22 protein-coding genes, 1 tRNA gene and 1 pseudogene are annotated in these 26,676 nt (G+C 70.5%); 21 read left to right on the top strand and 3 right to left on the bottom strand.

What is annotated here, in order from left to right:
* Window positions 1–7: 7 nt before the first annotated feature.
* From HZB25_08245 to HZB25_08190, 12 genes are all read left to right on the top strand, one after another.
* A complete protein-coding gene (locus HZB25_08245) occupies window positions 8–1,276 on the top strand; it encodes a glycosyltransferase (GenBank protein MBI5837219.1) in 1,269 nt (422 codons plus the stop codon).
* Between the two features lie 231 nt (window positions 1,277–1,507).
* The gene (gene gap / locus HZB25_08240; GenBank protein ID MBI5837218.1) at window positions 1,508–2,506 is read left to right on the top strand and encodes a type I glyceraldehyde-3-phosphate dehydrogenase; all 999 of its coding nucleotides are present in this window, start codon (window positions 1,508–1,510) and stop codon (window positions 2,504–2,506) included.
* A 2-nt stretch (window positions 2,507–2,508) separates the two neighbouring features.
* A complete protein-coding gene (locus HZB25_08235; GenBank protein ID MBI5837217.1) occupies window positions 2,509–3,708 on the top strand; it encodes a phosphoglycerate kinase in 1,200 nt (399 codons plus the stop codon).
* A gap of 2 nt (window positions 3,709–3,710) precedes the next feature.
* On the top strand, window positions 3,711–4,469 hold the full coding sequence (locus tag HZB25_08230; GenBank protein ID MBI5837216.1) for a triose-phosphate isomerase: 759 nt from the start codon (window positions 3,711–3,713) through the stop codon (window positions 4,467–4,469).
* Between the two features lie 185 nt (window positions 4,470–4,654).
* The gene (gene secG, locus HZB25_08225; GenBank protein ID MBI5837215.1) at window positions 4,655–5,032 is read left to right on the top strand and encodes a preprotein translocase subunit SecG; all 378 of its coding nucleotides are present in this window, start codon (window positions 4,655–4,657) and stop codon (window positions 5,030–5,032) included.
* 18 nt (window positions 5,033–5,050) lie between these two features.
* Window positions 5,051–5,136 (top strand) — tRNA-Leu (locus tag HZB25_08220).
* Window positions 5,137–5,348: 212 nt separating this feature from the next.
* A complete protein-coding gene (locus tag HZB25_08215) occupies window positions 5,349–5,915 on the top strand; it encodes a phosphatase PAP2 family protein (GenBank protein MBI5837214.1) in 567 nt (188 codons plus the stop codon).
* 57 nt (window positions 5,916–5,972) lie between these two features.
* Entirely contained in the window at window positions 5,973–6,320 is a 348-nt protein-coding gene (locus HZB25_08210; protein ID MBI5837213.1) for a helix-turn-helix transcriptional regulator, read from the top strand.
* A gap of 9 nt (window positions 6,321–6,329) precedes the next feature.
* Window positions 6,330–6,530, top strand: coding sequence for a hypothetical protein (locus tag HZB25_08205; GenBank protein ID MBI5837212.1), 201 nt, complete (start codon window positions 6,330–6,332; stop codon window positions 6,528–6,530).
* A 30-nt stretch (window positions 6,531–6,560) separates the two neighbouring features.
* Window positions 6,561–7,337, top strand: a complete 777-nt coding sequence (locus HZB25_08200; GenBank protein MBI5837211.1) for a hypothetical protein — start codon at window positions 6,561–6,563, stop codon at window positions 7,335–7,337.
* A 55-nt stretch (window positions 7,338–7,392) separates the two neighbouring features.
* Window positions 7,393–8,793: a patatin-like phospholipase family protein gene (locus tag HZB25_08195; GenBank protein ID MBI5837210.1), complete on the top strand. Its 1,401-nt coding sequence runs from the start codon at window positions 7,393–7,395 to the stop codon at window positions 8,791–8,793.
* A 109-nt stretch (window positions 8,794–8,902) separates the two neighbouring features.
* A complete protein-coding gene (locus HZB25_08190; protein ID MBI5837209.1) occupies window positions 8,903–9,379 on the top strand; it encodes an OsmC family protein in 477 nt (158 codons plus the stop codon).
* Between the two features lie 79 nt (window positions 9,380–9,458).
* On the opposite strand, the gene HZB25_08185 is transcribed toward HZB25_08190, so the two are convergent.
* Window positions 9,459–10,175, bottom strand: coding sequence for a class I SAM-dependent methyltransferase (locus HZB25_08185; GenBank protein ID MBI5837208.1), 717 nt, complete (start codon window positions 10,173–10,175; stop codon window positions 9,459–9,461).
* Window positions 10,176–10,546: 371 nt separating this feature from the next.
* On the opposite strand from HZB25_08185, the gene HZB25_08180 reads away from it, so the two are divergent.
* Together HZB25_08180 and HZB25_08175 are read left to right on the top strand one after the other, a co-directional pair.
* Window positions 10,547–10,747: a cold-shock protein gene (locus tag HZB25_08180; protein ID MBI5837207.1), complete on the top strand. Its 201-nt coding sequence runs from the start codon at window positions 10,547–10,549 to the stop codon at window positions 10,745–10,747.
* A 356-nt stretch (window positions 10,748–11,103) separates the two neighbouring features.
* Complete coding sequence (locus HZB25_08175) at window positions 11,104–11,739, top strand: hypothetical protein (protein MBI5837206.1); 636 nt, start codon at window positions 11,104–11,106, stop codon at window positions 11,737–11,739.
* A gap of 68 nt (window positions 11,740–11,807) precedes the next feature.
* Here the strand turns inward: HZB25_08175 and HZB25_08170 are convergent, their stop codons facing one another.
* On the bottom strand, window positions 11,808–13,097 hold the full coding sequence (locus HZB25_08170) for a hypothetical protein (GenBank protein MBI5837205.1): 1,290 nt from the start codon (window positions 13,095–13,097) through the stop codon (window positions 11,808–11,810).
* 276 nt (window positions 13,098–13,373) lie between these two features.
* Here HZB25_08170 and HZB25_08165 point away from each other — a divergent pair, with 276 nt between their 5' ends.
* Window positions 13,374–15,143: a hypothetical protein gene (locus HZB25_08165; GenBank protein ID MBI5837204.1), complete on the top strand. Its 1,770-nt coding sequence runs from the start codon at window positions 13,374–13,376 to the stop codon at window positions 15,141–15,143.
* 83 nt (window positions 15,144–15,226) lie between these two features.
* The gene (locus HZB25_08160) at window positions 15,227–16,870 is read left to right on the top strand and encodes a hypothetical protein (protein MBI5837203.1); all 1,644 of its coding nucleotides are present in this window, start codon (window positions 15,227–15,229) and stop codon (window positions 16,868–16,870) included.
* A gap of 17 nt (window positions 16,871–16,887) precedes the next feature.
* Here the strand turns inward: HZB25_08160 and HZB25_08155 are convergent, their stop codons facing one another.
* Window positions 16,888–18,465, bottom strand: coding sequence for a YifB family Mg chelatase-like AAA ATPase (locus tag HZB25_08155; protein ID MBI5837202.1), 1,578 nt, complete (start codon window positions 18,463–18,465; stop codon window positions 16,888–16,890).
* Between the two features lie 233 nt (window positions 18,466–18,698).
* Between HZB25_08155 and HZB25_08150 the strand changes: the two genes are divergently transcribed.
* From HZB25_08150 to sucD, 5 genes and pseudogenes are all read left to right on the top strand, one after another.
* On the top strand, window positions 18,699–21,287 hold the full coding sequence (locus HZB25_08150) for a GAF domain-containing protein (protein MBI5837201.1): 2,589 nt from the start codon (window positions 18,699–18,701) through the stop codon (window positions 21,285–21,287).
* A gap of 165 nt (window positions 21,288–21,452) precedes the next feature.
* Window positions 21,453–22,580: an S-layer homology domain-containing protein gene (locus HZB25_08145; GenBank protein ID MBI5837200.1), complete on the top strand. Its 1,128-nt coding sequence runs from the start codon at window positions 21,453–21,455 to the stop codon at window positions 22,578–22,580.
* Window positions 22,577–24,056 (top strand): annotated as a pseudogene (rfaE1, locus tag HZB25_08140) (D-glycero-beta-D-manno-heptose-7-phosphate kinase). Before HZB25_08145 ends, rfaE1 begins: the two are co-directional and overlap by 4 nt.
* A gap of 273 nt (window positions 24,057–24,329) precedes the next feature.
* Window positions 24,330–25,469, top strand: a complete 1,140-nt coding sequence (gene sucC / locus HZB25_08135; protein ID MBI5837199.1) for an ADP-forming succinate--CoA ligase subunit beta — start codon at window positions 24,330–24,332, stop codon at window positions 25,467–25,469.
* A gap of 1 nt (window position 25,470) precedes the next feature.
* A partial coding sequence (gene sucD, locus HZB25_08130; protein MBI5837198.1) for a succinate--CoA ligase subunit alpha occupies window positions 25,471–26,676 on the top strand: 1,206 nt, incomplete at its 3' end.

Below are 26,676 nucleotides of genomic sequence, written 5' to 3'. Positions count from 1 at the left end.
CGGCGCCGTGTTTCGCGCCTTCGCGCTCTCCTCCGCGGCGGTGTCGGCGCTGTGCATCCTCGCCGGCGCGGCGTGCGCGCTGCGGCGCCGCGCGCGGGGGACCGAGCCCCGGGCATGGCCCGGCGTCACCTGTCTCAAGCCGGTGAAGGGCCTCGACCCCGGCGCCCGAGAGAACTTCGAAGCCCTCCTGGCCCAGGACTACCCCGGCCCGCTCGAGTTCCAGTTCGTGGTGGAGGCGGAGGGCGACGCCGCCCTGCCGCTGCTGCGCGAGCTGGCCGCGCGCGACCCGCGCGTGCGGGTGGTGGTGGCCGGCCTGGCCCGGGCGGGCTCGCAGAAGCTCCACAACCTGGCGGTGGCCGCGGGCGAGGTCCTTCCGGCTGCCGCTGCCGGAGCCGCCCCGGGCGGGATCGTCTCCACCGCGGCCGGTGGCGCTCCGGCCTCCACGCTTCCTCCGCTCCTGCCCCTGGTGTGCTCCTCGGACAGTGACGTGCGCCCCGGCCCCGGCGCGCTGCGCGCGCTGGTCCGCGACCTGCTGGCCTCCGGTGCCGCCGCCATGTGCGCACCGGTCTACTACGACGGCGCGCGCGACCTCGCGTCGCGCGCCTTCCAGGCCTTCGCCAACTCCGACCTGGACGGCATCCTGGCGGTGCAGGAGCGCATCGGCCGCGCGGACACGCTGATCGGCGGCATGTACGTGCTGGGCGCCGCGCGGCTGGCCGCGGCGGGCGGCTATGCATCGCTGGGCCCGCACATCAGCGACGACGGCGCGCTGGGCATGCGCCTCGCGCGCCTCGGGGGCCGCGTGCTGCAGGGGGGGGAGGCGGTGCGGATGTACCTGCCGCGCGCCCGCTGGCGGGAGTTCCTCTCCGCCGGACACCGCTGGTGGCTGATGATGCGGGTGGCCGCGCCCGGACGGTTCCTGCTGGCCGTGCTGCTGCTGGGGCCCGCGTATGGCATGGGGCTGTTCGTGCTGACCTGCGCCGCGCAGCCCGCGGCCGCATGGACCCCGTCCCGGGACCCGTGGGCCTGGCTGGCCGGCCCCGGCCTGGCGCTCCTGCACGTCGGCACCACCGCGCTGGTGGGCCGCCGCTGCGGCCCGCCGGGGCTCCGACTGGGGTACGCCTGGCTGCGCCCGCTGGTGGACGCGGCCAGCGTTCCGATGTGGTGGGCCGCGCTGGTCTGGCCCCGAATCCGCTGGCGCGGGCACCGCTATGTCGTTCGGGCCAATGGCTTTGCCGAGAGATTGGAAGATCCGGGGGGCGCCGACCCGCCTTGACAGGGGGGGGCCGGGCCGATACATTCGAACCCGAACCCGCATTCACGACCGCGGTCCGGCCCGTCGCCGAAGGTGGGGTTGAGGCCGCGATTTCTATGCCCGGGCGCCCCTGTGGCGCCCGGCAGCCTGCGGAACCAGAGCCGAAGACGGGGGGAGGGGTGTCCGCGAGGGCGCTTCGGCCCAGCCGGTTCCGCGCTTCCCGCACCCCGCACGGGGAAGGAGATCATCTCGATGGCAGTGAAGGTTGGAATCAACGGTTTCGGCCGGATCGGTCGCCTGCTGCTGCGCGCCGGGCTCCAGGACAAGAACCTCGACTTCGTGGCCGTGAACGACCTCACCGACGCGAAGACGCTGGCGCACCTGTTCAAGTACGACAGCGTGCACGGCCCGCTGGGCCGCGACGTGCAGGTGGACGGCACCGACATCGTGGTGGACGGCCGCCGCATCAAGACGTTCATGGAGAAGGACCCCACCAAGCTGCCCTGGAAGGACCTCGGAGTGGACGTGGCGGTGGAGAGCACCGGCCGCTTCTCCGACCGGGAGAAGGCCGCGGTGCACCTGGCCGCCGGCGCGCGGAAGGTGCTGGTGTCCGCCCCCTCGAAGGGCGCCGACCTGACCTTCGTGTTCGGCGTGAACGACAAACTCTACGACAAGAACAAGCACACCGTGGTCTCCATCGGCTCGTGCACCACCAACTGCCTGGCGCCGGTGGCCCGGGTGCTGCACGACACCTGCGGCATCGTGCGCGGCATGATGACCACGGTGCACGCCTACACCAACGACCAGGTGACCCAGGACGGCCCGCACAAGGACCTTCGGCGCGCCCGCGCAGCCAGCGAGTCCATGGTGCCCACCTCCACCGGCGCGGCCAAGGCCATCGGCCTGGTGATCCCGGATCTGGACGGCAAGTTCAGCGGCGTGGCGGTGCGCGTGCCGGTGATTGACGGTTCCCTGGTGGACCTGACGGTGGAAGTCTCGAGGCCCACCGACAAGGAGAAGATCAACGCCGCCATGAAGGCCGCGGCCGAGGGCCCGATGAAGGGCATCCTCCAGTACACCGAGGACCCCATCGTGTCCGTGGACATCATCGGAAACCCGCACTCGTCCATCTTCGACGCGCAGCTCACCAACGTGATGGGCGGCAACCTGGTGAAGCTGTTCTCGTGGTACGACAACGAGTGGGGCTTCAGCTGCCGCATGGTGGACGCGCTCAAGCTGATCGGAGCCTGACCGTGAACAAGCTCGGCGTCCGCGACCTGGACGTGAAGGGCCGGCGCGTGCTGGTCCGGGTGGACTTCAACGTGCCCCTGGACGGCGCCCGGGTGACCGACGACACGCGGCTGGTGGCGTCGCTGCCCACCATCCGCTACCTCATCGAGAAGGGCGCCCGGGTGATCCTGATGTCCCACCTGGGACGGCCCAAGGGCGCGCCCAACCCCAAGTACGGCATGGCTCCCGTGGCCGCGCGCCTGGGCGAGCTGCTGCGCATGCCGGTGAAGCTGGCGCCCGATTGCGTCGGCGACGCCACCCGCGCCCTGGCCCTGGCCCTGGCAGACGGCCAGGTGCTGCTGCTGGAGAACCTGCGCTTCCACGCCGAGGAGGAGGCCAACGACGCAGCCTTCGCGACGCGGCTCGCCGAACTGGGCGAGGTGTACGTGAACGACGCGTTCGGCAGCGCGCACCGCGCGCACGCCTCCACCGAGGCGGTGGCGAAGCTGCTGCCGCAGGCCGCTTCCGGCTTCCTTATGCAGAAGGAGCTGGACTACCTCGGCCGCGCGCTGGCCGAGCCGAAGCGGCCGTTCGTGGCGGTGCTGGGCGGCTCCAAGATCTCCGGGAAGATCGACGTCATCGAGAACCTGATGGGCAAGGTGGACTCCCTGCTGGTCGGGGGCGCGATGATGTTCACGTTCTACAAGGCCCGCGGAATGGAGACCGGCCGGAGCCTGGTGGAGGCCGACCGCGTGGAGATGGCGGCGAAGATCCTCGCGGCGGCGAAGTCGCGCGGCGTGGACCTGGTGCTGCCCACCGACGTGCTGGTGGGCTCCTCCGCGGAGAAGTCCGACGGCAGCGAGAAGGCCGTCGCGGCCGACCAGATCCCCGCGGAGGGCGTGGGCCTGGACATCGGCCCGGACAGCGCCCAGGAGTATGCCCGTCGCATCCAGGGAGCCAGGACCGTGGTGTGGAACGGGCCCATGGGGGTGTTCGAGGTGCCGGAGTTCTCGCATGGCACCCTGGCGGTGGCGCAGGCCATGGCCGAGGCCACCGCGAAGGGCGCGACCACCGTGGTGGGCGGGGGCGACTCCGCGGCCGCGGTGAACCAGCTGGGGCTGGAGGCGCGCATGTCGCACGTCTCCACCGGCGGGGGCGCCTCGCTCGAGTTCCTCGAAGGCAAGGCCCTGCCCGGCGTGGCCGCGCTCACGGACAAGTCCTAAAGATGCGCGCCCCGCTGATTGCAGGCAACTGGAAGATGCATCACGGCCCGCGCGCGGCCGAGAGCTTCGTGCGCGCCTTCCTGGAGGGCTTCCACGCCGTGCCCCCCGCCGTGGAGGTGCTGCTGGTGCCGCCGTTCGCCTCGCTGGCGGCAGTGCACACCGGGCTGCTGGGGCGCCCCGTGGCGGTGGGCGCCCAGCTGTGCCACTGGGAGACCCGGGGCGCGTTCACCGGCGAGGTGTCCACCGAGATGCTGGCCGAATGCGGCTGCGCCTACGTGCTGGTGGCGCACAGCGAGCGGCGGCAGTTCTTCGGCGAGACCGACGAGACCGCGCGGAAGCGCGTGGTGGCTGCGAAGCGCGCGGGCCTCAAGCCCATCCTGTGCGTGGGCGAGATGCTGGCCGAGCGCGACGGCGGGCAGACCGAGGCGGTGCTGGAGCGCCAGCTCGACGGCGCGCTGCTGGGTCTGGATGCCGGCGAGCTGGAGGGCCTGGTGATCGCCTACGAGCCGGTGTGGGCCATCGGCACCGGCCGCACCGCCACCACAGGGCAGGCGCAGGAGACCCACAAGTTCATCCGCGGCTGGCTCAAGGCCCGCTTCGACGCCCGTTTTGCCGAGGCCACCCGGATCCAGTACGGCGGCAGCGTGAAGCCGGACAACGCCCGGGCCCTGTTGGGCCAGCCTGACGTTGACGGCGCGCTGGTGGGTGGCGCGAGCCTGGACGCGGCATCGTTCCTGGCCATCGCGGCGGCCGCAGGGTAGGGGAGCGGGGCCGCCTCCAGGGTACACTCGGTTCGCCGGCGCCCCCGCCGGGCCCGGTGGGCGCCCGGTCGAAGCCTCGACGGGCTCGGTCATCGCCCGGTCGTCGCCCTTGACCCGCCCGGCCCGGGGTGCTATCGTTACCGTTTTGGAAAGCCTTGATTCACAACGATTTCAGCGGGGAACCCATGTACGTCCTGATCCTGTTGGTCCACATCCTGGTGTGCTTCGGCCTGATGGTGTCCATCCTGCTCCAGTCGGGCAAGGGTGGCAGCCTGGCCGGCGCCTTCGGCGCAGGCGGCGGCAGCCAGACGCTTTTCGGCAGCCGTGGCGCCTCCACGTTCCTCACCCGGGCGACGCAGTACCTGGGGATCACGTTCTTCGTGACGTCGGTCGTGCTGGCGCTGCTCTCGCGCGGCGCGGCGGTCCAGCCGAAGAGCCTGATCAAGCAGGATACCCAGCGCCGCGGCCGTCCCGCCGCGACGGCCCCCGCGCCCGCGCGCCAGGCCCCGACGCAGGCGCCCGCGACTCCCGCGCCCGTCACGCCCGCGCCGACGGGCAAGTAGGCGCGCGCTCCGGTTTCTGCCGGGATGGTGAAATTTGGTAGACACGCACGTTTGAGGGGCGTGTGGGGAAACCCGTGCGGGTTCAAATCCCGCTCCCGGCACCAATCCCCCGTCCGCGAGGGACGGGCACTCGACGACGGCGGAGCCGCGGATGACGCGCTCCGCCGCGTTGCATTTCCCGGTGCGGCTCCGCGCACTGAAAGCCGCGCCCGTGAACTCCGGGCCCCGCGCACTGAAAGCCGCGCCTTGAGCTCCGGACCCTGCGCACTGAAAGCCGCGCCGTGAGCTCCGATTCCCGCGCCATGAGCCTCACTCCATGATCTCCGTGCCGCCGGACCTGTTTCCCGCCTGGGACGACTCGCTCTTCGTGCTGCTGAACAACCGCGCGCATGCTCCGTGGCTGGACGCCGTCATGCGCGGGCTCACCGACACCTCGAGCTTCCGGCCGCTGATGTACGGCCTGGCGCTGCTTCCAGTGCTGCTGCTCCGCGGGCGCGCGCGCGTGACCTGGCTTGTGGCGTGGATCTCCGTGGCGCTGGGCGACCTGTGCGTCCACCACGTGCTCAAGCCCTGGCTGCACCGGCCGCGTCCGCTGGATGCGGGCCTGCCGGTGCGGGCGCTCACCGCGCTGCGCCATACGTTCGGGTTTCCCTCCGCGCACGCCGCCAACTTCGCCGCGCTGGCCGGTGCGTTCGCGGCCCGGCGCTCGCGCCTTGCGGTTCCGGCCGCGGCGCTGGCGCTGATCGTGGGCTATTCGCGCGTGTATGTCGGGGTGCACCGGCCGCTGGACGTGCTCGGCGGGTGGATGGTCGGGGCCCTGGTGGGTGTGGCGGTGGCGGCCGCGTGGACTACGTGCGTGGGCGTCCTGGAGCGCCGTCGTTGAGACCCGAAGGAATCTCTTGACATCCAGTACTGTGTGGCATACAGTGTATACGACACGATGTATGTCACAGGGGGTGCTGATGTGAGTACGGACCTTTTCGAAAACCTGCGCCTGGAACTCCGCCGGGGCTGTCTCGTGGTTGCAGTGCTATCTTGCTTGCGCGCAGAGCGTTACGGGTATGCCCTGCGCAAGGCGCTGGCCGACCACGGGATGGCCATCGAGGAGAACACCCTCTACCCGCTGCTCCGCCGGCTGGAGTCCCAGGGGCTCCTGCTCAGCGAGTGGCGGGAGGAGGACAAGCGGAATAAGCGATTCTACCGCGTCTCCCCGGACGGGCAGCAGATCCTGGCCCTCCTGGCGGTGGAGTGGCGGAGCCTGAACGCATCCCTGGACCGGATCCTGTAGGAGACAGTCATGGAACTCATCGAGCGCTATCTGCAGGCAGTCGAGATCTGGCTGCCGCGATCCCAGCGGCGGGACATCATTCGCGAGCTCTCCGACAACATCCACTCCCAGGTGGAGGAGCGGGAGGAGGAACGCGGCCGGCCCCTGACGGAGGCCGACCAGGCGGAACTGCTCCGTCAGATCGGGCCGCCCATCCTGCTCGCCTCGTGATACCGGCCCGCGCCGCCCCTGATCGGCCCCGTGCTGCTGCCGTTCTTCTGGCTGGCGGTCCAGGTGGCGATGGTGATCTGCGGCGTGGGCTACGTCGCGCGGTCCGCGGCCATGCTGGCCACCGGAGCGGGGACGATCGCCGCATTCGAGTCCTTCACCGGCTTCATCGGCTCCGCGGTCGGGGTCTTCGGGGTCGTGACCCTGGCCTTTGCGCTCGCCGATCTGTGGCTGGCGCGCTCCGGCAGGTTCGACCGCTGGCGCGAGAGCTGGGATCCGCGCCGGCTGCCGCGTGCCCGACGGGCCCGCGGCACGAAGTCCCTCGCCGGATCGGTGTCTGGGCTGCTGGTGAGCTCCATCTTCAGCGCCTGGTGGCTGCTTGGCCTCAAGGCGCCCGTGCTGGTGCTCGGGCCCGCCGCGGCCCTGTTCACCTGGGGCCCGGTGTGGGAGCGGCTCTATCCGATGATCGTGGTGGTCGCGATCGGTCGCGTCCTCAGCGACTGGGTGATGCTGGTGCGCCCGCTGGCGGCGCCGTTCCGGTTGGTGGCGCGGCTGTTGTTCAGCGGCGGCGAGCTGGCGATCTGCTACCTGCTGTTCCGCGCCCGAGACCTGGTCGTCGTGGTGGACGGCCTCACGCACCCCGCGCCGTACCAGGAGGTGGCCGCCCTGTTCAACGCGGCCTGTTCGCTGGGGCTCATGGTCGGGGTGGTGATCGGCGGGTCGGTGCTGGCCTGGCGCTGCGGGAAGGATGTCGTGGAATTGGTGCGCGGCAGCGGAGAGACGGGTGCCGGAGGTTCCGGGCCGCGCTGAGGGCGTTGGTGTTTCCCCCCCCGCCGGCCGATAATGAAAATGGGGGGAATTGCCGATGAATGCCGGCCGCCGCTTGCGACCCGACCTGCCGTTCTCGCACCCCGCCGTCCTTCTCTCGGGCGGCGGCGCCCTGGGCGCGTACCAGGTGGGCGTCCTGAAAGTCCTGCGGCGGCTGGGACTCAAGCCGGCCATCGTCAGCGGCGTCTCGGTGGGGGCCATGAACGCGGTGGCGTGGGTGGCGCAGGGCCTTTCGACCGACCAGCTCGAGCGCACCTGGCTCCACATGGGCCCCTCCAGCATGGGCTTCCGCTGGACCACCCTGATCATGCGCGTCGCGGGGCTGTTCCTGGCCGCCCTGGCGTGCATGGAAGTGGTGCTCACCCTGTTCGGCTCGCCCAACACCGGGCTGGCCCGCGTGATCTTCCGCCGCGATTCCCTTCCTGCCACGCACTCGTGGGTCCTCGATTCCCTGGCCTGGATGATCGTGGGCGCGGCCGGCATGGCCGGAGCCCTGCTGGCGTCGCGCGCCGAGCTGGGGATGGCGAACGCCTCCGCCGCGGGCGATCCGGAGCGCTGGCAGCGCTGGTTCGGCCGCGCGCTGGCCCTGGCGGTGGCGGTCCACCTGCTCACGTGGGCGCTTGCGTGGCCGTGGCCGCACCGGTTCAGTGCCACCGTGCTGGTGGTGGCCGGGGCCGCCTGGTGGGCCAACCGCCAGGGCAGCTCGGGCCACTGGATCCGCAGGCTGCTCGCCGGGCTGCTTCCGGAGAGCGGCGGCCGCGGTCTGTGGCGCGGCCTCTCGCGCCGCCGGGTGCTGGAGAGCCTGATCGCGGAAGGCGACCGCGACCGCCTGGTGTCTTCGGACGTGCGCCTGCTGATGACCGCGGTGGCCGTGGACACCGGCCGGATGTGCCATTTCATCAACTGGGAGCCCCCGAACGACGTCTTCCGCGAATCCATCCACGCCGCACTCGGCGAGCTGATGGTGCTGCGCGGGCCCGAGGAAGTGGTGGAGGCGGCCGCGGCGTCCTCGGCCATTCCCATCGTGTTCCAGCCGGGCCGGGTGCGCGGGCGCGAGTTCGTGGACGCCGGCATGCTCTCCAGCCAGGTGGTGCGGGCCACGGTGGCCGCCGGCGCGGACGCGCTGCTGGTGGTGGTGATGTCGCCCGCCGTGTGTCCGCATCCGGTGAACGGGGAGATGCACCTGCTGGAGCTGGGCGCGCGCCTGATCGAGCTGGGCACCTGGCGCGACCTGCGCAGCGAGCTGGGCGGCCTGCCGGCGCCGTGGACCCGCGAGGGCCGGCCGGCACGGGTGTGCCTGGTCGAGCCGGATTCCCGGCTTCCGGGTGGGTTCATGCGGGTCGAGCCGCACGAGTCCGCGGAGCTGCGGCGGCGCGGGGAGGAGGATGCGTGGAGGGCGCTGGAGGGCGCGGGGTGGTTGTGCGATGAAGACGCCTAGGCCGAGCGCATGCGCGGAAGCAGGGTCATCCTCCGGGTGCTAGGCTCTCCCCAGGCCCACGGCGGCGGGATGGTCCCGGCGCCTCGGGCTGCCGGGAGGCGCCACAACGATGGGCTCCGAAGCTGTCCACAAGTATGAAGTCGGGATCGCCTGGGAGGGCAACCGGGGCACCGGCACCTCCGCCTACACGGCCTATGACCGCAGCTTTCGCGTGGCGGTCGCCGGCAAGCCCGACCTGGCGGGCACGGCCGATCCCGCGTTTCGCGGCGACCCCGCAGTCCACAACCCCGAGGAACTGCTGGTGGCCGCGGTGGCTTCCTGCCACATGCTCTTCTATCTCTCGCTGTGCGCGCGGGCCGGGATCGCGGTGCTGGAGTACTCCGACGCGGCGCAGGGCACGATGCAGGAGCGGGCGGCCGGCGGGGGACAGTTCACCGGGATCACCTTGCGCCCGCGCGTGACCGTGGCCGCCGGAACCGATCTCGAGACGGCGGAGGCGCTGCACGTCCGCGCGAACGAACTGTGCTTCATCGCGAACTCGTGCAATTTCCCGATCCGGCATCACTCCGAAGTGCGAGTGGCATGATCGGAAGCGCGGGCGACGTGGAGTGCGACGCCCGGCTCGCGTCGGCCTCCCCTCGTGGCGTGGATTGAGTCGTGCGCTCTCACGGCTTCCGCGCGCGGAAGAGGATGTTGCGGGCCAGACCGCGTCCCAGCGGCGCGGGGCAGAGGGCTTCCAGGGCGCCGGAAAGCCCCGCCGGAGGAAACGCCCAGCCGCCCCACAGGGCGTAGAAATTGTAGAAACGGTGGGGGAGAAGTACAAATCCGGTGCCCTGCAGCGACCGTTCCAGGCAGGCGGCGGAGTGAAGCTGGATGCCGGCCGCTCCGTCCGCGGTCCCCGCCGAGATGGGCCCCAGCGGACGGCTCGCGCGCCGCAGCATCCCCGACCGGTTGGTGCACGTGGCCAGGAGGTGCCCGCCCGGGCGAAGGGCGAGGAAGGCCTCGCGGAAGAACTCCCCGGGCTCCTCGAGGTAGCCAAGCAGCGAAACGGCGAGGATGCCGTCGAGGCTGCGAGAACGGAGGGGAAGGCGAAGGGCGTCGGCCACGGCGAGGGGCAGGCCCTGCGCGGCCCGGATCCGGGTGGCCCGCAGCAACCGCAGGTCAATGTCCAGTCCCACCACCCGCCGGCCCGAGCGCAGGAGCTCGATCGCGAGATGTCCCGTCGCGCAACCCACGTCGGCCCAAATCTCGCCCGGCCTGCTGTGCTCAAGGCAGGCGTCCCGCGCCAGCGCGAGGCCGCGGCGGAAGAGCTGCGAGCGGGCGTCCGCGGGCCCGTCGTGGATGCGGTTCCATTCTTCGGGATCGAGGCGGGGCCCCGGCATCTGCGCTCTCCTTAGGGCGGGTGACCGGGGGAGTGTGCGACGGTTCCACGCGCGGCTCAACAGGGGATTCGGGGGCCTGGGCGCAACGGGCCCGCCAGCCGACCGCGGCCCGGAAAAGGCCCGCCCGGGAGCCCCCGGAGAGCCCTGCGAAAAAGACTACCCTTTGAGCGGCCGGTGCCCCATACTCATGGCGTCTTCGGTTGCCTGTGGATGTGCGCCAGCGTTCAGATCCGCCAGAGACTTTCCTGGCGGATTTTTTTGTTGGCCAGACCCGCGGGTGTATCGAAGTCCGGTCACGTTGACCGGACGTTGCCGCGGCGTGAAGCGCGGAGAGCATGGGTCTTCGGACCCGGATTCAACAGGAGTTGCAAGTGGCTAAGGGCACCGTCAAGTGGTTCAACGAAGCGAAGGGTTTTGGTTTCATCTCCCAGGAGAACGGCGAAGACGTGTTCGTGCATTTCTCCGCCATCGCCGGCGAAGGCTTCAAGACCCTCGCCGAGGGTGACGCGCTGGAATTCGACGTGACGCAGGGCCCCAAGGGGCTGCAGGCGGCGAACGTCCGCAAGATCTAGCCCGTCCGACGGCCCCCGGGCCGTTTGACCCAGCTGCTCCAGCCTCCCGCGCCGGTCCACATGCACACGGCGCGGGAGGCATGGAGATTCCCCGCACCTTCCTCCATTCGTTGGTTTCCCCCTCCGAAGACAATGCATTCCCACCAACCCGGCGCATCGCGCTGAGGCAACCCGGAAGACCGTTCCGATCCACACGGACACCGTCCCGGGCGGGTCACCCGCATGGTTGCGCCGGGATCATCCCCTCAGCACATCCTGCTGCGCACAATGACCTGGAAACCGGCACGGGGATTGCTCTAGAACCATGTAGCTCTCACCCGTGAGCAGTGCCCCCTCGAAAGGAGCGCAGGATGAACATGAATCGCAACCTTGCCCGACACCTCTCGACGTCGTTGCTGGCCGGGCTGCTTTTCGTCTCCGCGGCCTCGGCCCAGTCCTTCGGGCAGTTCGGCGTGCTGACCGGGATTCACCCGGGACGGATGGACCTGGGAGCCTACTTCGGCGGCAGCGGTGGCGACATGGTGCCCACCTTCGAGCTGCGCGGAGACCTCTCCTCGGGCGGATCGCTGGGCCTTCAGGCCACCGTGGAGCACCGGGTGTTCGGGGCGCAGCTGGACCTGCGCCGCGCCCTGGTGAACACCGGGGGCAGCCTGGCGCTCGACCTGGGCGGCCAGGTCGCCGGCGGGTTCGCCACCGGGCGCGGCAGCTCCAGGGTGTTCGTGCAGATCGTGCCCGGCGCCAGCGGGGAATGGCGCGTGGGCGGCCGGCAGACGGCCGGTTTGTGGACCGGGGTGGGCCTGAGGCTGACTTCTCCCACCGGCTCCTCCGGCGCGGCGGACGGTGTGTTCCGTTTCGGAGGCCGCTTCGGATTCACCCCGGAGGTCGGCATGGCCGCGGACTTCGAGAACGTGGGCGGGCGCGACCGTCTGATGCTCGGGGTGGATTATCGGTTCGGGGGAAGCGGGATGCGGGGGTTGCGGCGGTCGAGGTAAGCGGTCCGATCCGGTCCCCACCGCAAGGGGAGGGCGCCGCGGACGAAAGCCCGCGGCGCCCTTCGTGCTCACTCCTGGAATCGGTCGGAGAAGTCCGTCTTGGGGAAGCTCCACACCTTGATGTTGTCCATGATCCAGTGGTCGCCTTCCCAGGGATGCCGGTCCCAGTCTCCGCCGGTGATGCGGCTCCCCAGCCGGAGCACCGCGGCCGGGCTCCAGTCTGTCACGCTCCCGATCCAGGTCGAAGTTGATCCGACCGGGCTCCCGTTGTGGTAGAGCTTCACCCGGTTGGCCGGGATCGGCTGGGTACCGTCCCAGGTGAAGGCCACGTGGAACGGCTCGAGGGTCGTCCAGCTGGGCGTGACCGACGGCCTGAGGCTCACCTGCGTGTAGGCGACCACGTACTGGAGCTCCTGCCAGTCGTTGTACTGCATGCCGATGTCGTACATCGCCCCCGGCACGCCGTAGTACATGGTCTCCACGATGTGCCCGACCTGCCAGTTGCTCCAGTCGGGCCAGTACCAGAACTCGATGCAGCCCTTCCGCCCCAGATTCAGGCCGGGGAAGTCGATGAAGTTGCCAGGCACGTTGTGGTTCCCGGTCCGCGGCAGCGCCTTGAAGCCGCTGCCGTGCTTGCAGGGCAGGTAGGTCACACTCCCGGTGATGATTCCGTTGGGCCCCACCACGCTGTGCTGCACCTCGTGCTGCGACCCCAGCTTGTTCCACAGCAGCAGTCCGCGCAGCTGGCGCATGTCAATGCTGACGAAATTCGCCCAGCTGCCGCGTCCCTTGCCTGCCTTGCTGCTCTCGGCCACGATGTCCACGGACTCGCCATCGGCCCACGCGCCCTCATGGCGGACCACCGCGCCCGACGCGTCCAGCTCCGAGACGTCCGCCTGGGCGCCGATCAGCAGCGTCGGCTCGTTCTCGAGGTCGTTCGCGGCGAGGTCGATCCGGTAGGTGTGCTGCGTGACCGCGGGGGAGTGGGTCTGTGAGTATGGGAAGTGGCCGATCCGCGGATTGCCGGCCGGGTTCAGGGGCATGTCCCCGATGGCAGCCGCCACCGCCAGGTGCGTCGCGTTCAGCACCCACGTTGGCTGGGTCGCGTATTGGACGCAAAGCTCGCCCTGGTCCAGCCAGACGTGGACCGCGCCCATCTCGATGGTCCGGCCGGCGATGAGGAGGGCCGTCACACTGGGGATGCCGGCGGGGGCGGACATCGGGCCCGATGGTGTGATCTGGACAGCACGGGAACCGTCGCCGGCGGTGGTGCCCGAGAGCCGATCGGTCTTCCCGCAACCCGAGGCGAGCAACGAGAGGGCGATGAGGCAGGCGGCAAGCGGCGTGAAGCGTTTCACGACAGAACCTCCCCCGGGCACTAGCCCGGCCCCGGCCGGGAGAGGGTCCCGGTCGGGAAATGGCGTTCGCGTGCTGGGGATGCACCTGCCGGGAGTGACCCCCGGGAGCCCGTCGCGATGGGGGCGGGCGTCGAAGCCGTGGGTTCTCCCGCAACTGTCCTACCATTCTAGTTGCGATGCAAGAATCAAATAGCGCAAGCTGGTGCCGGGGTCTTTCGGGTTTCCTGGGATGGAAGGGCACCGAGTTTAGGAGGATAATGGACTCGGAGGTAATCCGTGGGACAACGCGTGTTCCGTCGGGAGTTCAAGCCTGAGGCGGTTCGGCTGGTTTTGGAGCGGGGCGTGAAGGTGAGTCAGGCGGCCCGGCGTTGTGACGCAGGCATCCTGTCCCTACGCGGTGTTTTCGCAAGACCTCCAGAGGGGTCTGCGGTTACCACTCGCTTCTTCTGTATGCTGCTGGCCGGTCTGGTGTGCCTGGCGCTCACAGCCCGGACCCTGCTTGCGGCTGACGGCAGTTGGTCGCTTCTCGTACCAGACGGATCGGGTCCGCAAGCCAGGCAGGGGGCAAGCGCAGTTTACGACTCGGTCACGAAGCAGGTTCTTGTCTTCGGTGGAGCTGACGCGTATCTCTTCACGATGCTCTACAATGATGTCTGGGCCCTCCGCCTCTCCGGACCAGGGGCTCCAGCTTGGCGCCAAGTCGTCGCGACCGGCACCGTGCCTGCCGCGCGGTCCTACCACGCCGCCATCTGGGACCCGAAACGGCGACGGATGATTGTCTCTGGCGGGCGGCTAATTAACCAACCACAGTTGGATTGTTGGTCGTTGTCCCTCGATGACAGCACCTGGACCCAGCTGCAGCCGTCGATGGATCCTGGCGAGCGGGCCGAGCATGTGGCCATCTACGATCCTGTCCACGACTGGATGGTGATCCACGGCGGCACGAACCCGCCCGACTACCGAAGCCGACTGGACGATGCATGGGCAGTGGACCTTTCGACTCTCAGTGGGAGGATGTTGAGTTCGGGAGGACCTTCCTCCGGACTCCAGACTCGCAGCCACACTGCCATTTACGATCCCATTCGGCAGCGCCTCGTCGCATTCGGCGGGTCGCTGGGAGGGCAGGTGTGGCAAACCCCGGTGCGGGATACGCTCGACTGGTCGCAACTTCTGACCAGCGGGACGGCACCAGGGTACCCTACGATGGCATCCTCTGCGTACGATCCAATTCGCGACCGAATTCTGATCTTCGGCGGCTACAAGAGCGGAGTTCAAACGAATGACATTTGGGCCCTGCCACTGGGTCATGTGCCGAACTGGAGTCTCCTGGCGCCAAGAGGGATCCGGCCGGAGCCCCGTGCTGCGACGGCCATGGTCTACATTCGCGGCACGGATGAGCTTGTCGTCTACGGCGGCGGGTTTGCTTTCGGTCTTCAAGCAAGTTACGGAGATACGTGGAGGTTGTCCCTGGCCGAGCCGACCGCGGTCATCATGGCAAACCTCATTGCTTCGACGACGGATGGGGGAATCCGGCTCGGTTGGTCGGCATTCCTGGACGGCCCTGCCACATTCGAGGTTCTTCGCTCTGGTTCCCCCGGAGGCCAATACGAGTCCGTGGGCGGAGAGATCGCGGCTGAGCCCGGGCGCTCGGAGTACTCCGTCACTGATCGATCGGTCGTTCCGGGGAAAACGTATTTCTACAAGATTGTGGGGCGCCAAGGCGGATCCCGCTACTTCGCGGGGCCGGTCAAGGTCGAGGTGCCCCCGCTGAGTTCGGGCCTGCGTCCGGCGAATCCAAACCCCATGAGGACGTCCACAGAAGTTGCTTTTGACCTTGCTCGCTCGGGCCCCATGGACCTCGCCATCTACAACCTCGCGGGTCAGCGACTTCGAACACTCCTCAGGGGTCCATCCGGCGCCGGCCGGGGATCGGTGATTTGGGATGGCCACGATGAAGCTGGGCGGGCCCTGCCAGGAGGATTGTACTTCGCCAGGCTGGTGGGTGGAGCCAGGAGTTACAGCCAGAGGATTGTGTTGATCCACTGACCCTCAGCAGTCCTTTCTGACGTGACCATTCCTGGTTTGACGGGCCTCCTGCGCATGCCGGACCTCTGACCTACTGAATCGAGGTGAAGCTCATGCTAGCTAAACACGCAAGGTGCGGCAGCACGATCGCCTGGCTTGCGGCCCTGGCATGTGCAATCATTGCACCCTCCCAGCAGTCCTGCCTCGCCGCTATCGGGTTCTGGGCGCAACTCCTGCCCGAGGGAGCGGGCCCTTCGCCGCGCTACTACGCGACCATGGTGTTCGACCCAGTTCAGAACCAGGCCATTCTCTTCGGTGGGACAGACCTCGGCTCGTTCAACGACGTATGGATCCTGACCCCGGGAGGGACCGGCGGTCCACGCTGGCGGCTGGTTCAAACCAGCGGCACTCCGCCACTTGCCCGCGAAGGCCACGCCGCGATCTGGGATCCCGTTCGACGTCGCATGATCGTCTCGGGCGGCCACTCCCTGGTCTATGAGTCTCCAGCCGGCGTGTGGGCCTATTCTGTGGATGACAGCACCTGGCACACGATTCTTCCGTCCGGAACTCCATTACCTGCCCGTGCGTACCATGTCGCGATTTATGATCCCGAGCACGACTGGATGGTGGTCCAAGGGGGGAAGTCCCCCCCGGACTTTAGAAGCCCGCTAAAGGACGCTTGGGCGCTCGATCTGCGAACGCTCAGCGGCAGGAAGCTGTCGTTCTCCGGTGTATCGACGTCGCTGCTGCCCGCGTCGCATCACGCCTGCATCCACGACCCGGCCGGGCACCGCCTCGTGATGTTCGGCGGGTACCTGGGCCAGGACACGTGGCAGAGCCCCGTCGGGGATACCCTGCACTGGACCCGGATGGACAGCGTGGGACGCGCTCCAGCGTCTTCTAACGGGATCGGGGCAGCTTACGATCCGCTCCGCGCCAGGATCGTGACGTTCGGGGGGGGTATGCCAGCGTCTGGGCCAGTTACCGACAGCAGTTGGACGCTCGACTTGGCGCCCGGGGGAGTATGGTGCGGCCTGGCTGCAGGGCCACCCCTGCCCACACCGCGCTGGCTCCACTCCATGGTCTGGGACAGCGTGAGTGGCCGGGTCTTGATGTGCTGCGGCGTCACGAGCGCGTGGGCTCCGTTCAGCGACACGTGGGCTCTGTCGTTTGGTGAGCCCACGGGGATCAGCGTCGGCGGGCTGACGGCTTCAACTGGGAGCGGCTTCGTCCGGCTTGAGTGGTCGGCGTATCTCGAAGGTTCACCGGACTTCCGTGTGATGCGGGGGGTTGGCGCAGACGGACCGTACGAGCTCGTCCGCGGCGAGCCGGCTGCACGAGGCGGGAACTCGGATTACGTCTTCGTCGATCGAACGGTACAACCCGGGGCGCTCTACTTCTACAAGGTGGGCTACCGGGCGGACGGCCGCTGGGAGTATTCCGGACCGGTGCGGATAGTGACCCCGGCGGCGGCGTTCTCCCTTGGGAGGGCGCGGCCGAACCCCATGTTCGGTTCGACGGAGTTGGCCTACGAATTCGTTCGGTCAGGCGAGGGCGACCTGTCCATCTACGACCTCGTGGGGCAGCGCGTGCGCACGCTCTTGAGCGGGAGCACGCCGGCTGGCCGAGGGATCGCCACGTGGGACGGACGGGACCAGGCCGGTCGGCGGCTCCCAGCGGGGATCTACTTCGCCCGGCTGACATTTGGTCTTGCTGCGCAGGGTCAGCGAATCCTCCTGATGCGTTGATACTATCGAGTGTGGAGTCACAAGCGGACAGTCAGGGTAGCCCGAAACCCCGCCGCCTCCGCGACATGCTCGGCGCGCACTTCCTCGCAGGCGGCGAGATCGGCGACGGTCCGCGCCGTCCGCAGCAGCCGGTGATACCCGCGCGCCGAGAGCTTCAGCTTCTCCGCGCAGCGCGCCGCCAGTTCCATCGCTGATTCATCGAACTGCCCGCGCGCGAGCAACGGCTCGGGTCGGATTTCGGCGTTGGTCCGCGCCGAGCAGCCGCGCCAGCGCGCCCACTGTGCCTTTCGCGCACCCTCGACGCGCGTCCTCACGCACTCGCTTGCCTCGCCGGGCTCCCGCGCCAGCATCTCCCGCAACGGCACGGAGGGCACCGGCACCTCCATATCAATCCGGTCCAGGATCGGCCCCGAGATGCTCGCGCGGTAGCGCTCGACATCGAGAGGGGTGCACTTGCACGGCTTGTCCGGGTTGCCGAAGTTGCCGCAGCGGCACGGATTCGTCGCCCCCACGAGCATGAACCTCGCGGGGAACTCCACGCTGGACGCCACCCGCGAGATCACCACGCGCCCCTCCTCCAGCGGCTGGCGCAGCAACTGCAGCGTGTGCGCGGGGAACTCCGCCAGTTCGTCCAGGAACAGCACCCCCAGGTGCGCGAGTGTGATCTCGCCGGGGCGCGGGCCGCGCCCGCCGCCCACCAGGCCGGCGCCGCTCACGGTGTGGTGCGGCGCACGGAAGGGGCGGGCGGACACGAGCCCGGTGCCGGAAGACAACAGTCCGGCCACGCTGCGGATGCGCGTCACTTCCAGCGCTTCGGCGGGGGAGAGTGCAGGGAGGATTCCCGGCAGGCATCGCGCCAGCAGGGTCTTGCCCGCCCCGGGAGGGCCGGTGAAGAGCAGGTTGTGCCCCCCGGCGGCCGCTACTTCGAGCGCCCGGCGGGCGTGGAACTGTCCGCGCACTTCGGCCATGTCGGGAGCCGCAATCGCCCCGGGTGCCGCCGCGGCGGCAGCGCATGCGCGTCCCACCGTCCGTGTCCCGGCGAGCACCTCCACGGCTTCCATCAGCGTGTCCACGCCGTAGACCGCGGCACCGGGTATGAGCGCCGCCTCCGCCGCGCTGGCGCGCGGCAGCAGCAGCGCGCGCGCCATTGGCGCCTCGCACGGCAGCGGGTCCCCCGTGGAGCCGCGGCCATTCGCGTGCGCCGCCCCGCCCGCAGCCTGGGCCAGCGCGATCGCCCCCCGCAAGGGCCGCAGCGATCCGTCCAGCGACAACTCCCCCAGCACCACGAAGCCGTCCGCCGCGTTCGAGGGCAGCTGACCGCTGGCCGCAAGAATGCCGAGCGCGATGGGCAGGTCGAACGCCGAGCCTTCCTTGCGCAGGTCCGCGGGGGCCAGGTTCACGGTGATGCGGCGCAGTGGGAATTCCAGGCCGCTGTTGCGCAGCGCGGAGATCACGCGCTCGCGGCTTTCGCGGACGGTCATGTCAGGCAGGCCCACGGTGGAGAAGCCGGCGAGCCCTGGACCCACGTCGGCTTCCACCAGCACGGGATACGCCTCGAGCCCATGGAGGGCGGCGCTCCAGATCCGGGACAGCATGATTGGGATTCCTGCGGGGAGGAGAAACGGGCGGGCAAGTCCATGGTACGGAAGCGGCTGTGCCGGGTCAACGGATTCAAGTTGCCCCGTGGCGGGCCGATAACTTGGGGGACGAGGGGACCACCCCCCGGCGCAAGCCGGTGGGCCCCGGACGTCCCCGTGTTCAATGGTCTTCCATCGGCAGGCGTGCGCGCCTGCGCATACACGCAAGCCGCACTGGCCCAAGAGGTTTCGTGAAGCCCTCGCGTTCCGTCGCAGGCGACCTGGGACAGATCCTGGCCGCGCTCGGACCCCGTGTCCTCGAGGCGTGGCAGGCGCGCGCCCCGCACGCGCGGCAGCTCACGCCTGCCCGCGCGTCCCGGATGTGGGGTGCGGTGTGCGCGCTCGCCGACCGCTACGAAGTGGCCCGGCGCGGCGGGGTGGACTGCGCGTTCGAAGAGAGCGTTCCCGCCCGTCTGGCCCGTCGCCTCCAGCGCGCCGCGCCCTCCCTTTGGCCCGCGATTCGCGAGGCCGTGGACGGCACCATCTCGTCACCCGACGCGTCTGCCGACTTGGCCTGGCGCACCTCCGAGTTCCTCGCGGCCCTGGCTCCGGTGCTCCACCGCGCCCGCTGGCAGGGCACCCGCGCCCGCATTCACGATCGTTTCGAGCGCCGTCGCCGGGAGACCGACGAGGCCATCCGTGTCTTCCGCGCCCTCTTCGACTTCAGCCGCGAAGTGGCATGCGCCCTGGACCTCGACTCCGCCCGCACCTCCATCATCCGCGGCGCCACCCACGTGTTGCACGCCGATTGGGTGTGCCTCTACGAGCCCGACCTGGAGGGACGGACGTTGCGCATGGTTGCCTCCAGCCGTGGGGCCGAGTTTGCCGCGCGCGCCCCGCGCGTGGACCTGGCGGCCGGTGCGCTGGCGGCGCAGGCCTACCAGAGCCTCACGTGCAAGGTGCTGCGCGCCGTGGAGGGGGGCGCCGCCCCCGTTGCCCCGGAGCATGCCGGGCCGGTGAGCGCCCTGTTCGTGCCGCTGCTGGGAGTGGACGGGCCCAAGGGTGTGCTGGTGCTGGGCACCAATTCGCAGCCGCGCGAACTGAGCCAGCTGGAGATAGACACCGCGCTGGCATTCGCCGGGCACGCGGCGCTGGCGGTGGAAAACGCCGGACTGTTCTCCGAAGCCCGCGCGACCAACGAACGCTGGGCCGCGCTGCTGGACGTGTGCCGCGTGGTGAGCTCCTCGCTGGATCGCGACACCATCCTGCGCCGGATCGTGGAGCACGCCGCCTCCCTGAGCGTGGCGCGCGGCTGCACCCTGTTCCTGCTGGACCCCGAGCGCGAGGAGCTCTATCCCATCGCGGCCAACGAGTCGGTGTACGTGGAAGAGATCATGGCCATGCGCCTGAAGCTGGGCGAAGGGATCACCGGCGACGTGGCCCGCACCGGCAAGCCGGAGATCGTGCCGCACGCCATCCGCGACCCGCGCGCCCGGCACGTGGACAACACGCCCGAGGACGAGGACGAGTGCCTGTGCTGCGTGCCGCTGGTCTCCAAGGACCGGGTGCTGGGCGTGATGACGCTGGCCCGCGAGGTGGACCGGCCGTTCCACCGCGAGGACCTGGAACTGCTGATCATCCTGGCGCATCACGGAAGCGTGGCGATTGACAACGCCCGCCTCTACGGCGACGCCCGCCGCGCGCTGCGCGAGCTGGAGGAGGCGCAGCAGCACCTGGTGCGCTCCGAGCGGCTGAACGCCTTCGGCCAGGTGGCCGGCGGCGTGGCCCACGACTTCAACAACCTGCTCGCGGCCATCCTGGGCCGCACCCAGCTGATGCTGCTGCGCACCGAGGACCCCGCGGTGCGCGCCGGGCTGAAGGTGATCGAACAGACCGCGCACGACGGCGTGCAGACGGTGCGCCGCATCCAGGAGTTCACCCGGGTGCGCCGCGATCAGGACTTCATCCCGGTGGACCTGCACGAGGTGGTGCGCTCGGGGCTGGAGATGCTCGCGCAGGCCCTGCACACCCGCCCCGCCGAGGCGGTGATGACCCTGGAGACCGACCTGGGCCCGGTGCCCACGGTGGACGGCTCGCCCTCGGAGCTGCGCGAGGTGCTCACCAACCTGGTGCTCAACGCCGCGGACGCCATGCCCGCAGGCGGGCGCCTCACGGTGCGCACCCTCACCGTGGACGGCAACGCGGTGCTGCAGGTGCAGGACACCGGCACCGGCATGAGCCCCGAGGTGCAGGCCCGCGCGTTCGATCCGTTCTACACCACCAAGAAGTCGGGCGGCACCGGCCTGGGGCTGAGCATCGCGCTGGGGATCGCCAACCGCCACAAGGGCACGCTCAAGGTGGAGTCGCAGGCGGGACAGGGGACGTGCTTCACGCTGACGCTGCCGCAGGGCACCCGCGTGCCCGAGGTGGAAACCACCAAGCAAGACGCCGAACTGCTGGAGCAGGTGAAGGTGCTGGTGGTGGACGACGAGCCCACGGTGCGCGAGGTGATGCGCGACATGCTGGTGAACCTCGGCCACCAGGTGATCCTGGCTTCCGACGGCTCCGAGGCCCTGTCGCTGCTGCGCGCCCAGGGCGCCGACGTGGTGATGACCGACCTCGGCATGCCCGGGCTCAACGGCTGGCAGGTGGCGCAGGCGGTGAAGTGCGAATGGCCGGGTGTGCCGGTGGTGCTCATCACCGGCTGGGGCGGGCAGCTGGACCTGCAGGAGGCCCGCAACCAGAACGTGGACTTCGTGGTCTCCAAGCCCTTCCAGATGGAGGACGTGCTGCGGGTGCTGGGGCAGGCGGTGCGCCTGGCCCGCCGCGACGCGGCCTGAGCGTCCTCCCTTCCGCGCCGGACCGGGGTCGGCCGCCACGCGGCCGGCCCTTTGCACTACCGGCTGGCCCTTCGCATTCCGGGCCCGGCCCCGACCCACCGGTCCGCCGGCCTAATCGCCCGCTCGGTGACGCCCCCGCTCTCCTGTGGTACCTTCCGCGGCGCCATGACCCTGCATTCCGCGGCGCGCGCCGCGCTCCTCACCGCGCTGGCCGCGACCCTTGCCGCGGGTTGCGCGGGCACGCCGAAATCTCCGCCGACACCCGCCGACGGACAGTCCGGCCCGGGGGACAAGGTAGCGCCCGGGGAGACGCGCCGGGTCGCCTCGGCGCGCGTGGACTACGCGCGCATCGCGTCGCTGCAGGCCTACGGTTTGCTGATGGAAGGCTGGACGGATTCCGCGCTGGTGCTCTTTCAGCGCTCGCTGGCCCGATCCGGGGCCGAGCACACCCCCGACGCCGGCGGCCGCTGGGGCCTGGCACTCAGCTACCGCCTCTCCGGCCGCATTTCCGAATCCGACACCTTGGTCATGGGCCTGGCGCATTCCCCCGAGCCGGAGGTGCTGCTCGCCGAAGGCTGGTTCGACGAAGTGCGCGGCGACACTTCCGGCGCGCTGGACCGCTACGCGCGTGCCCGGACCGCCGATTCCACGTGGTCCCCGCCGTACCTCCGTGCCGCGGGACTGCTGGCGGGCCGGGGGGCGCCCCGGGAGGCGCGCGAGCTGCTGGTGCGAGCGGCCGCGATGGGGGACACTTCGGCGATGCGGGTCGCGGAGCGGCTCACGCCCCCGCCGCCGCCCACGCCGGCGGAGAGCCTGCTGGCCGCCGCCTCGTCCAGTCCCGCGCTGACGCGGCTGCAATGGGCCGCGCTGCTGCGCGCGCACGGGGCGCCGCCGCGCCCGCCGCGCTTCCCGGCGCCGGAACTCACGCACTTCCGCGCCGCGCGCGATTCCCTGCGCGACATGGAGGGCACGCCGTGGGTGGGGCTGGTCCGCGGCGCCGTGATGCAGGGCGGGCTGGAACTTTACCCGGACGGCTCGTTCCGGCCGGACGACCAGGTGTCCCGCGGCCGGTTCGCGCTGTGGCTGGACCTGTTCGACTGGCCCGCGGATTCCACGGGTACGGCCGCGGAGTGCGCGGACGTGCCCTCACACGACTACCGCCGGGGCGCCGTGGAGCGCGCGCTGGGGCGGGGGCTCATGACGCCCCGGGCCGCGGGGCGATTCGAACCGGAGGCCCCGATGAGCGGGGAAGAGGCCGTGCGCGCGCTGCGCCGTGCGGCGGAGGTGCGATGAGCGAGAAGCAGATCCTGCGCCGGGCCGCGGCGCGCGTGGGCGAGTTCCCGCGCTGTCGCGTGCTGGTGCTGGGTGACGTGATGCTGGACCGCTACGTGTGGGGCCAGGCCAGCCGCGTGTCCCCCGAGGCGCCGGTGCTGGTGGTGGAGGCCGACCGGGAAAGCGACCGGCTGGGCGGGGCCGCCAACGTGGCGTGGAACGTCCGCGCGCTGGGGGCCGAGTGCGCGCTGGTGGGCGCGGTGGGCGACGACGGCCGCGCCGCGGAACTGCGCGCCGCGCTGGCGCGGGCCGGCGTGGACGCCGCGCACCTGGTGGTGCGCCCGCAGGTGCCCACCACGCTCAAGACGCGCATCGTGGCGCACCAGCAGCAGGTGCTGCGGCTGGACCAGGAGCGGCGGCTGGACCTGGACTCGCGCGAGGCCGCCCGCCTCATTGACGGCATCCGGCCGCTGCTGGAGCGCGCCCAGGGTGTGGTGCTGTCCGACTATGGCAAGGGCGTGGTGACCGCCGAGGTGCTGGAGGGTCTGCTGCCCCTGATCCGTGAACGCGGGCTGCCGGTGTGCGTGGACCCCAAGGAGCGGCACGTGAGGCTCTACCAGGGCGTGAGCACGCTCACTCCCAACACCGCCGAGGCGGGGGAAGTGGCCGGGGTGCGGGTGCACGACCCGGAGAGCCTGCTGCGCGCCGGTTGGGAGATCCAGCGCGTCACCGGGGCGCGCTCGGTGCTGGTGACGCGCGGCAAGGACGGCATGTCGCTGTTCGAACCGCCTTCGAAGGTGACCCACCTGCCGGCGGTGGCGCGCGAGGTCTACGACGTGACCGGCGCGGGCGACACGGTGGTGGCCACGTTCACGCTCACGCTGTGCGCGGGCGGGGACTTCCTGGAGGCGGCGCTGGTGAGCAACCACGCCGCGGGGCTGGTGATCCGCGAAGTGGGCACCGCGGTGCCCGATCCGGCCGCGCTGGCGGCCTCGCTGGAGGACCATGGCCAGGCCTGAGAAGCGGGTGCTGGGGCCCGCCGCGGCGCGCGCGCGCGTGGCCGCGTGGAAACGCCGCGGGCTGCGCGTGGTGTTCACCAACGGCGTCTTCGACATCCTCCATCCCGGGCACGTGCGCATCCTGCGCGCGGCGCGCGCCGCGGGGGATGCCCTGGTGGTGGGGCTCAACACCGACGCCTCGGTGCGACGACTCAAAGGGCCGGCGCGTCCGGTGCAGAAACTGGCGGCGCGGGCGGCGGTGCTGGGAGCGCTTCGCGACGTGGACCTGGTGGTGCCGTTCGGGGAGGATACGCCGCTGAAGCTGATCCGCGCCCTGCGCCCCGACGTGCTGGTGAAGGGCGCGGACTACAAGGTGGCTGCCATCGTGGGCGCCGACCTGGTGCGGGGATGGGGTGGGAGGGTGGTGCGCGTGCCGCTGCACTCCGGACGGCTCTCCTCCACCACCCGGCTGCTGGGCCGGGCAAGGAAACGCGATTGACCTTGCCGCGACCCCGCTGCTACCTTGGGGCCATTCCCGCCCAGCGCGCGTACCCGGTCCCGCAGGCCCCCGGCCTGTGCGGGGGTACCTAAGGAAGCCGCGATCGCTCTCCGCGGCCCCGGCGCACGGCATGCAGCCGGCTTGGAATCACTAGCGGCGAAAGAATTTGCGTACAATTTCCGGCCTCGCCCGCACCCCGCGGGAGGTCGGACAACGGCCCGGCGCGGGTCCCCACCCGCGCGCCGGAGGGGCGCAGCGGAGGAAGAGGGTTCCATGAACATTCAAGAGTACCAGGCCAAGGAGCTGTTCCGGGCCCACGGCATTCCGACCACGATGGGCGAGGTGGCGCGCACTCCCGAAGAAGCCCGCGACGTCGCCGCGCGGATCGGCAAGCCGGTGGTGGTGAAGGCCCAGGTGCTGGTGGGCGGCCGCGGCAAGGCCGGTGGCATCAAGCTGGCGAAGGATCCGCAGGAAGCGCACGAGAAGGCCGCGCAGATCCTGGGAATGGAGATCAAGGGCCTCACGGTGCGCGAGGTGCTGGTGGCGGAGGCCGCCGACATCGCCACCGAGGTGTACCTGGCCATCCTGGTGGACCGCCGCCGCAAGAAGCCGTTGCTCATGACCTGCGCCGAGGGCGGCGTGGACATCGAGGAAGTGGCCCGCCGCAGCCCGGAGAAGATCCTCACCCTTGCGATTGACCCCGACTACGGCCTGCAGGCCTTCCAGGCGCGGCAGGTGATGATGCGCGTGGCTCCCGACGCCAGGGCCGGGCTGGCCATGGCGAAGATCGCGGTGCAGCTTTACCAGGTGTTCAGCCGCGAGGACTGCTCGCTGGCGGAGATCAACCCGCTGATCGTCACGCCCGATGGCCGGGTGCTGGCCCTGGACGCCAAGGTGGGCCTGGACGACAACGCCGAGATGCGCCACCTGCAGGTGCACACGAGCTACCGCCCCTCGGAAACCGAGGGGGAGCGCCTGGCGCGCGAGGCCGGTCTGTCCTACGTGAAGCTGGACGGCGACATCGGCTGCGTGGTGAACGGCGCGGGCCTGGCCATGGCCACCATGGACCTGGTGCAGCACTTCGGGGGCAAACCCGCCAACTTCCTCGACATCGGCGGCAGCTCGAGCCCCGAGAAGGTCACCACCGCGATGAAGATCATCCTCTCCGACCCCAACGTGAAGGCCGTCCTGTTCAACATCTTTGGCGGCATCACCCGCTGCGACGACGTGGCCCGGGGCATCGTGGAGGCGCTGCAGAACATGAAGGTGAACCTGCCGGTCACGGTTCGCCTGACGGGGACGAACGAAGAGGAGGCGCGGCGGATTCTGGAAAGCGTGAACCTCCAGGCGACATCGTCCATGGACGAAGGGGTGCAGGCGGCCATCGCCAGCGCCCGGGAGGCGAGGGCCTGACATGAGCATCCTTGTGGATCGCCGCACGCGCGTGCTGGTGCAGGGCATCACGGGTCGCGACGGCTCGTTTCACTCGCGGGCGATGATGGAGTACGGCACCCAGGTGGTGGCGGGAGTGACCCCCGGCAAGGGCGGGTCGCTGCAGGACGGCGTGCCGGTGTACGACACGGTGATCGAGGCGGCCGAGGCGCAGCACGCGGACACGGCGCTGATCTTCGTGCCCCCGGCGGGCGCGGCCGACGCGATACTCGAGGCGGCCTCCTCGCCGCGCATCAAGCTGATCGTGTGCATCACCGAGGGCGTGCCGGTGCTGGACACCGCGCGCGTCATGGACCAGCTCAAGCGCCGGCCCAGCCCGCCGCGCCTGATCGGGCCCAACTGTCCCGGCCTCATCTCGCCGGGCCGCTGCAAGGTGGGCATCATGCCCGGCCACATCCACGTCGAGGGTCGCGTGGGCGTGGTGAGCCGCAGCGGAACGCTGACCTACGAGGTGGTGCACCAGCTGACCACCAACGGGATCGGCCAGTCCACTTGCATCGGCATCGGCGGTGACCCGCTGATCGGCACCAGCTTCATCCACGCTCTGGAGGCCTTCGAGGCCGACCCCGGCACCGAGGCCGTGGTGATGATCGGCGAGATCGGCGGCAGCGACGAGGAGGAGGCGGCACGCTTCATCGGCGAGAAGATGAGCAAGCCGGTGGTGGGTTTCATCGCCGGGCTCACCGCCCCGCCGGGCAAGCGCATGGGCCACGCCGGGGCGATCGTCTCCGGCGGCTCGGGCACCGCGGCGGACAAGATCACGGCGCTGGAGAACGTGGGCGTTCCGGTGGCCGGCATCCCTTCGGAGATCCCGGTGTTCGTGCGCAAGATGCTGGGGGAGCGGCGGCCGACCGCCGCGCCGGCGGTACGGCGCGAGGCCGGCCCGCGCGGCCCGCGTGTCGGCGGCCGACCGGCCCCGCGCGCGGCGGCCTCCGGGCAGGGCCGCGGCTACCGCGGCGGCCCGTCCAGCTCCTCCGAGCCGCGCCGCGGCTACCGCGGCGGACAGGCAAGTTCTTCCGAGCCGCGCCGCGGGTATCGCGGCGGACAGGCTGCGACCTCCGACCCGCGCCGCGGCCCGCGCAGGCCGGATGAAGCCCCGCGCCGCGGCCAGGGTGCGGTGGGCGGGCCGCGCGGCAGGGCCCAGGGCCCGTCGCGACCGGGGTACGGC

The organism is Candidatus Eisenbacteria bacterium (assembly GCA_016235265.1).
Lineage (GTDB): Bacteria > Eisenbacteria > RBG-16-71-46 > RBG-16-71-46 > JACRLI01 > JACRLI01.
This window is presented reverse-complemented; position numbering and strand designations above follow the sequence as displayed.

Excerpts from the sequence above, each read along its gene's own strand:
- gap (MBI5837218.1), top strand. The coding sequence starts at position 1,508 with ATGGCAGTGAAGGTTGGAATCAACGGTTTCGGCCGGATCGGTCGCCTG.
- HZB25_08230 (MBI5837216.1), top strand. The coding sequence starts at position 3,711 with ATGCGCGCCCCGCTGATTGCAGGCAACTGGAAGATGCATCACGGCCCG.
- secG (MBI5837215.1), top strand. The coding sequence starts at position 4,655 with ATGTACGTCCTGATCCTGTTGGTCCACATCCTGGTGTGCTTCGGCCTG.
- HZB25_08215 (MBI5837214.1), top strand. The coding sequence starts at position 5,349 with ATGATCTCCGTGCCGCCGGACCTGTTTCCCGCCTGGGACGACTCGCTC.
- HZB25_08210 (MBI5837213.1), top strand. The coding sequence starts at position 5,973 with ATGTATGTCACAGGGGGTGCTGATGTGAGTACGGACCTTTTCGAAAAC.
- HZB25_08205 (MBI5837212.1), top strand. The coding sequence starts at position 6,330 with ATGGAACTCATCGAGCGCTATCTGCAGGCAGTCGAGATCTGGCTGCCG.
- HZB25_08195 (MBI5837210.1), top strand. The coding sequence starts at position 7,393 with ATGAATGCCGGCCGCCGCTTGCGACCCGACCTGCCGTTCTCGCACCCC.
- HZB25_08190 (MBI5837209.1), top strand. The coding sequence starts at position 8,903 with ATGGGCTCCGAAGCTGTCCACAAGTATGAAGTCGGGATCGCCTGGGAG.
- HZB25_08185 (MBI5837208.1), bottom strand. The coding sequence starts at position 10,175 with ATGCCGGGGCCCCGCCTCGATCCCGAAGAATGGAACCGCATCCACGAC.
- HZB25_08175 (MBI5837206.1), top strand. The coding sequence starts at position 11,104 with ATGAATCGCAACCTTGCCCGACACCTCTCGACGTCGTTGCTGGCCGGG.
- HZB25_08155 (MBI5837202.1), bottom strand. The coding sequence starts at position 18,465 with ATGCTGTCCCGGATCTGGAGCGCCGCCCTCCATGGGCTCGAGGCGTAT.
- HZB25_08145 (MBI5837200.1), top strand. The coding sequence starts at position 21,453 with ATGACCCTGCATTCCGCGGCGCGCGCCGCGCTCCTCACCGCGCTGGCC.
- sucC (MBI5837199.1), top strand. The coding sequence starts at position 24,330 with ATGAACATTCAAGAGTACCAGGCCAAGGAGCTGTTCCGGGCCCACGGC.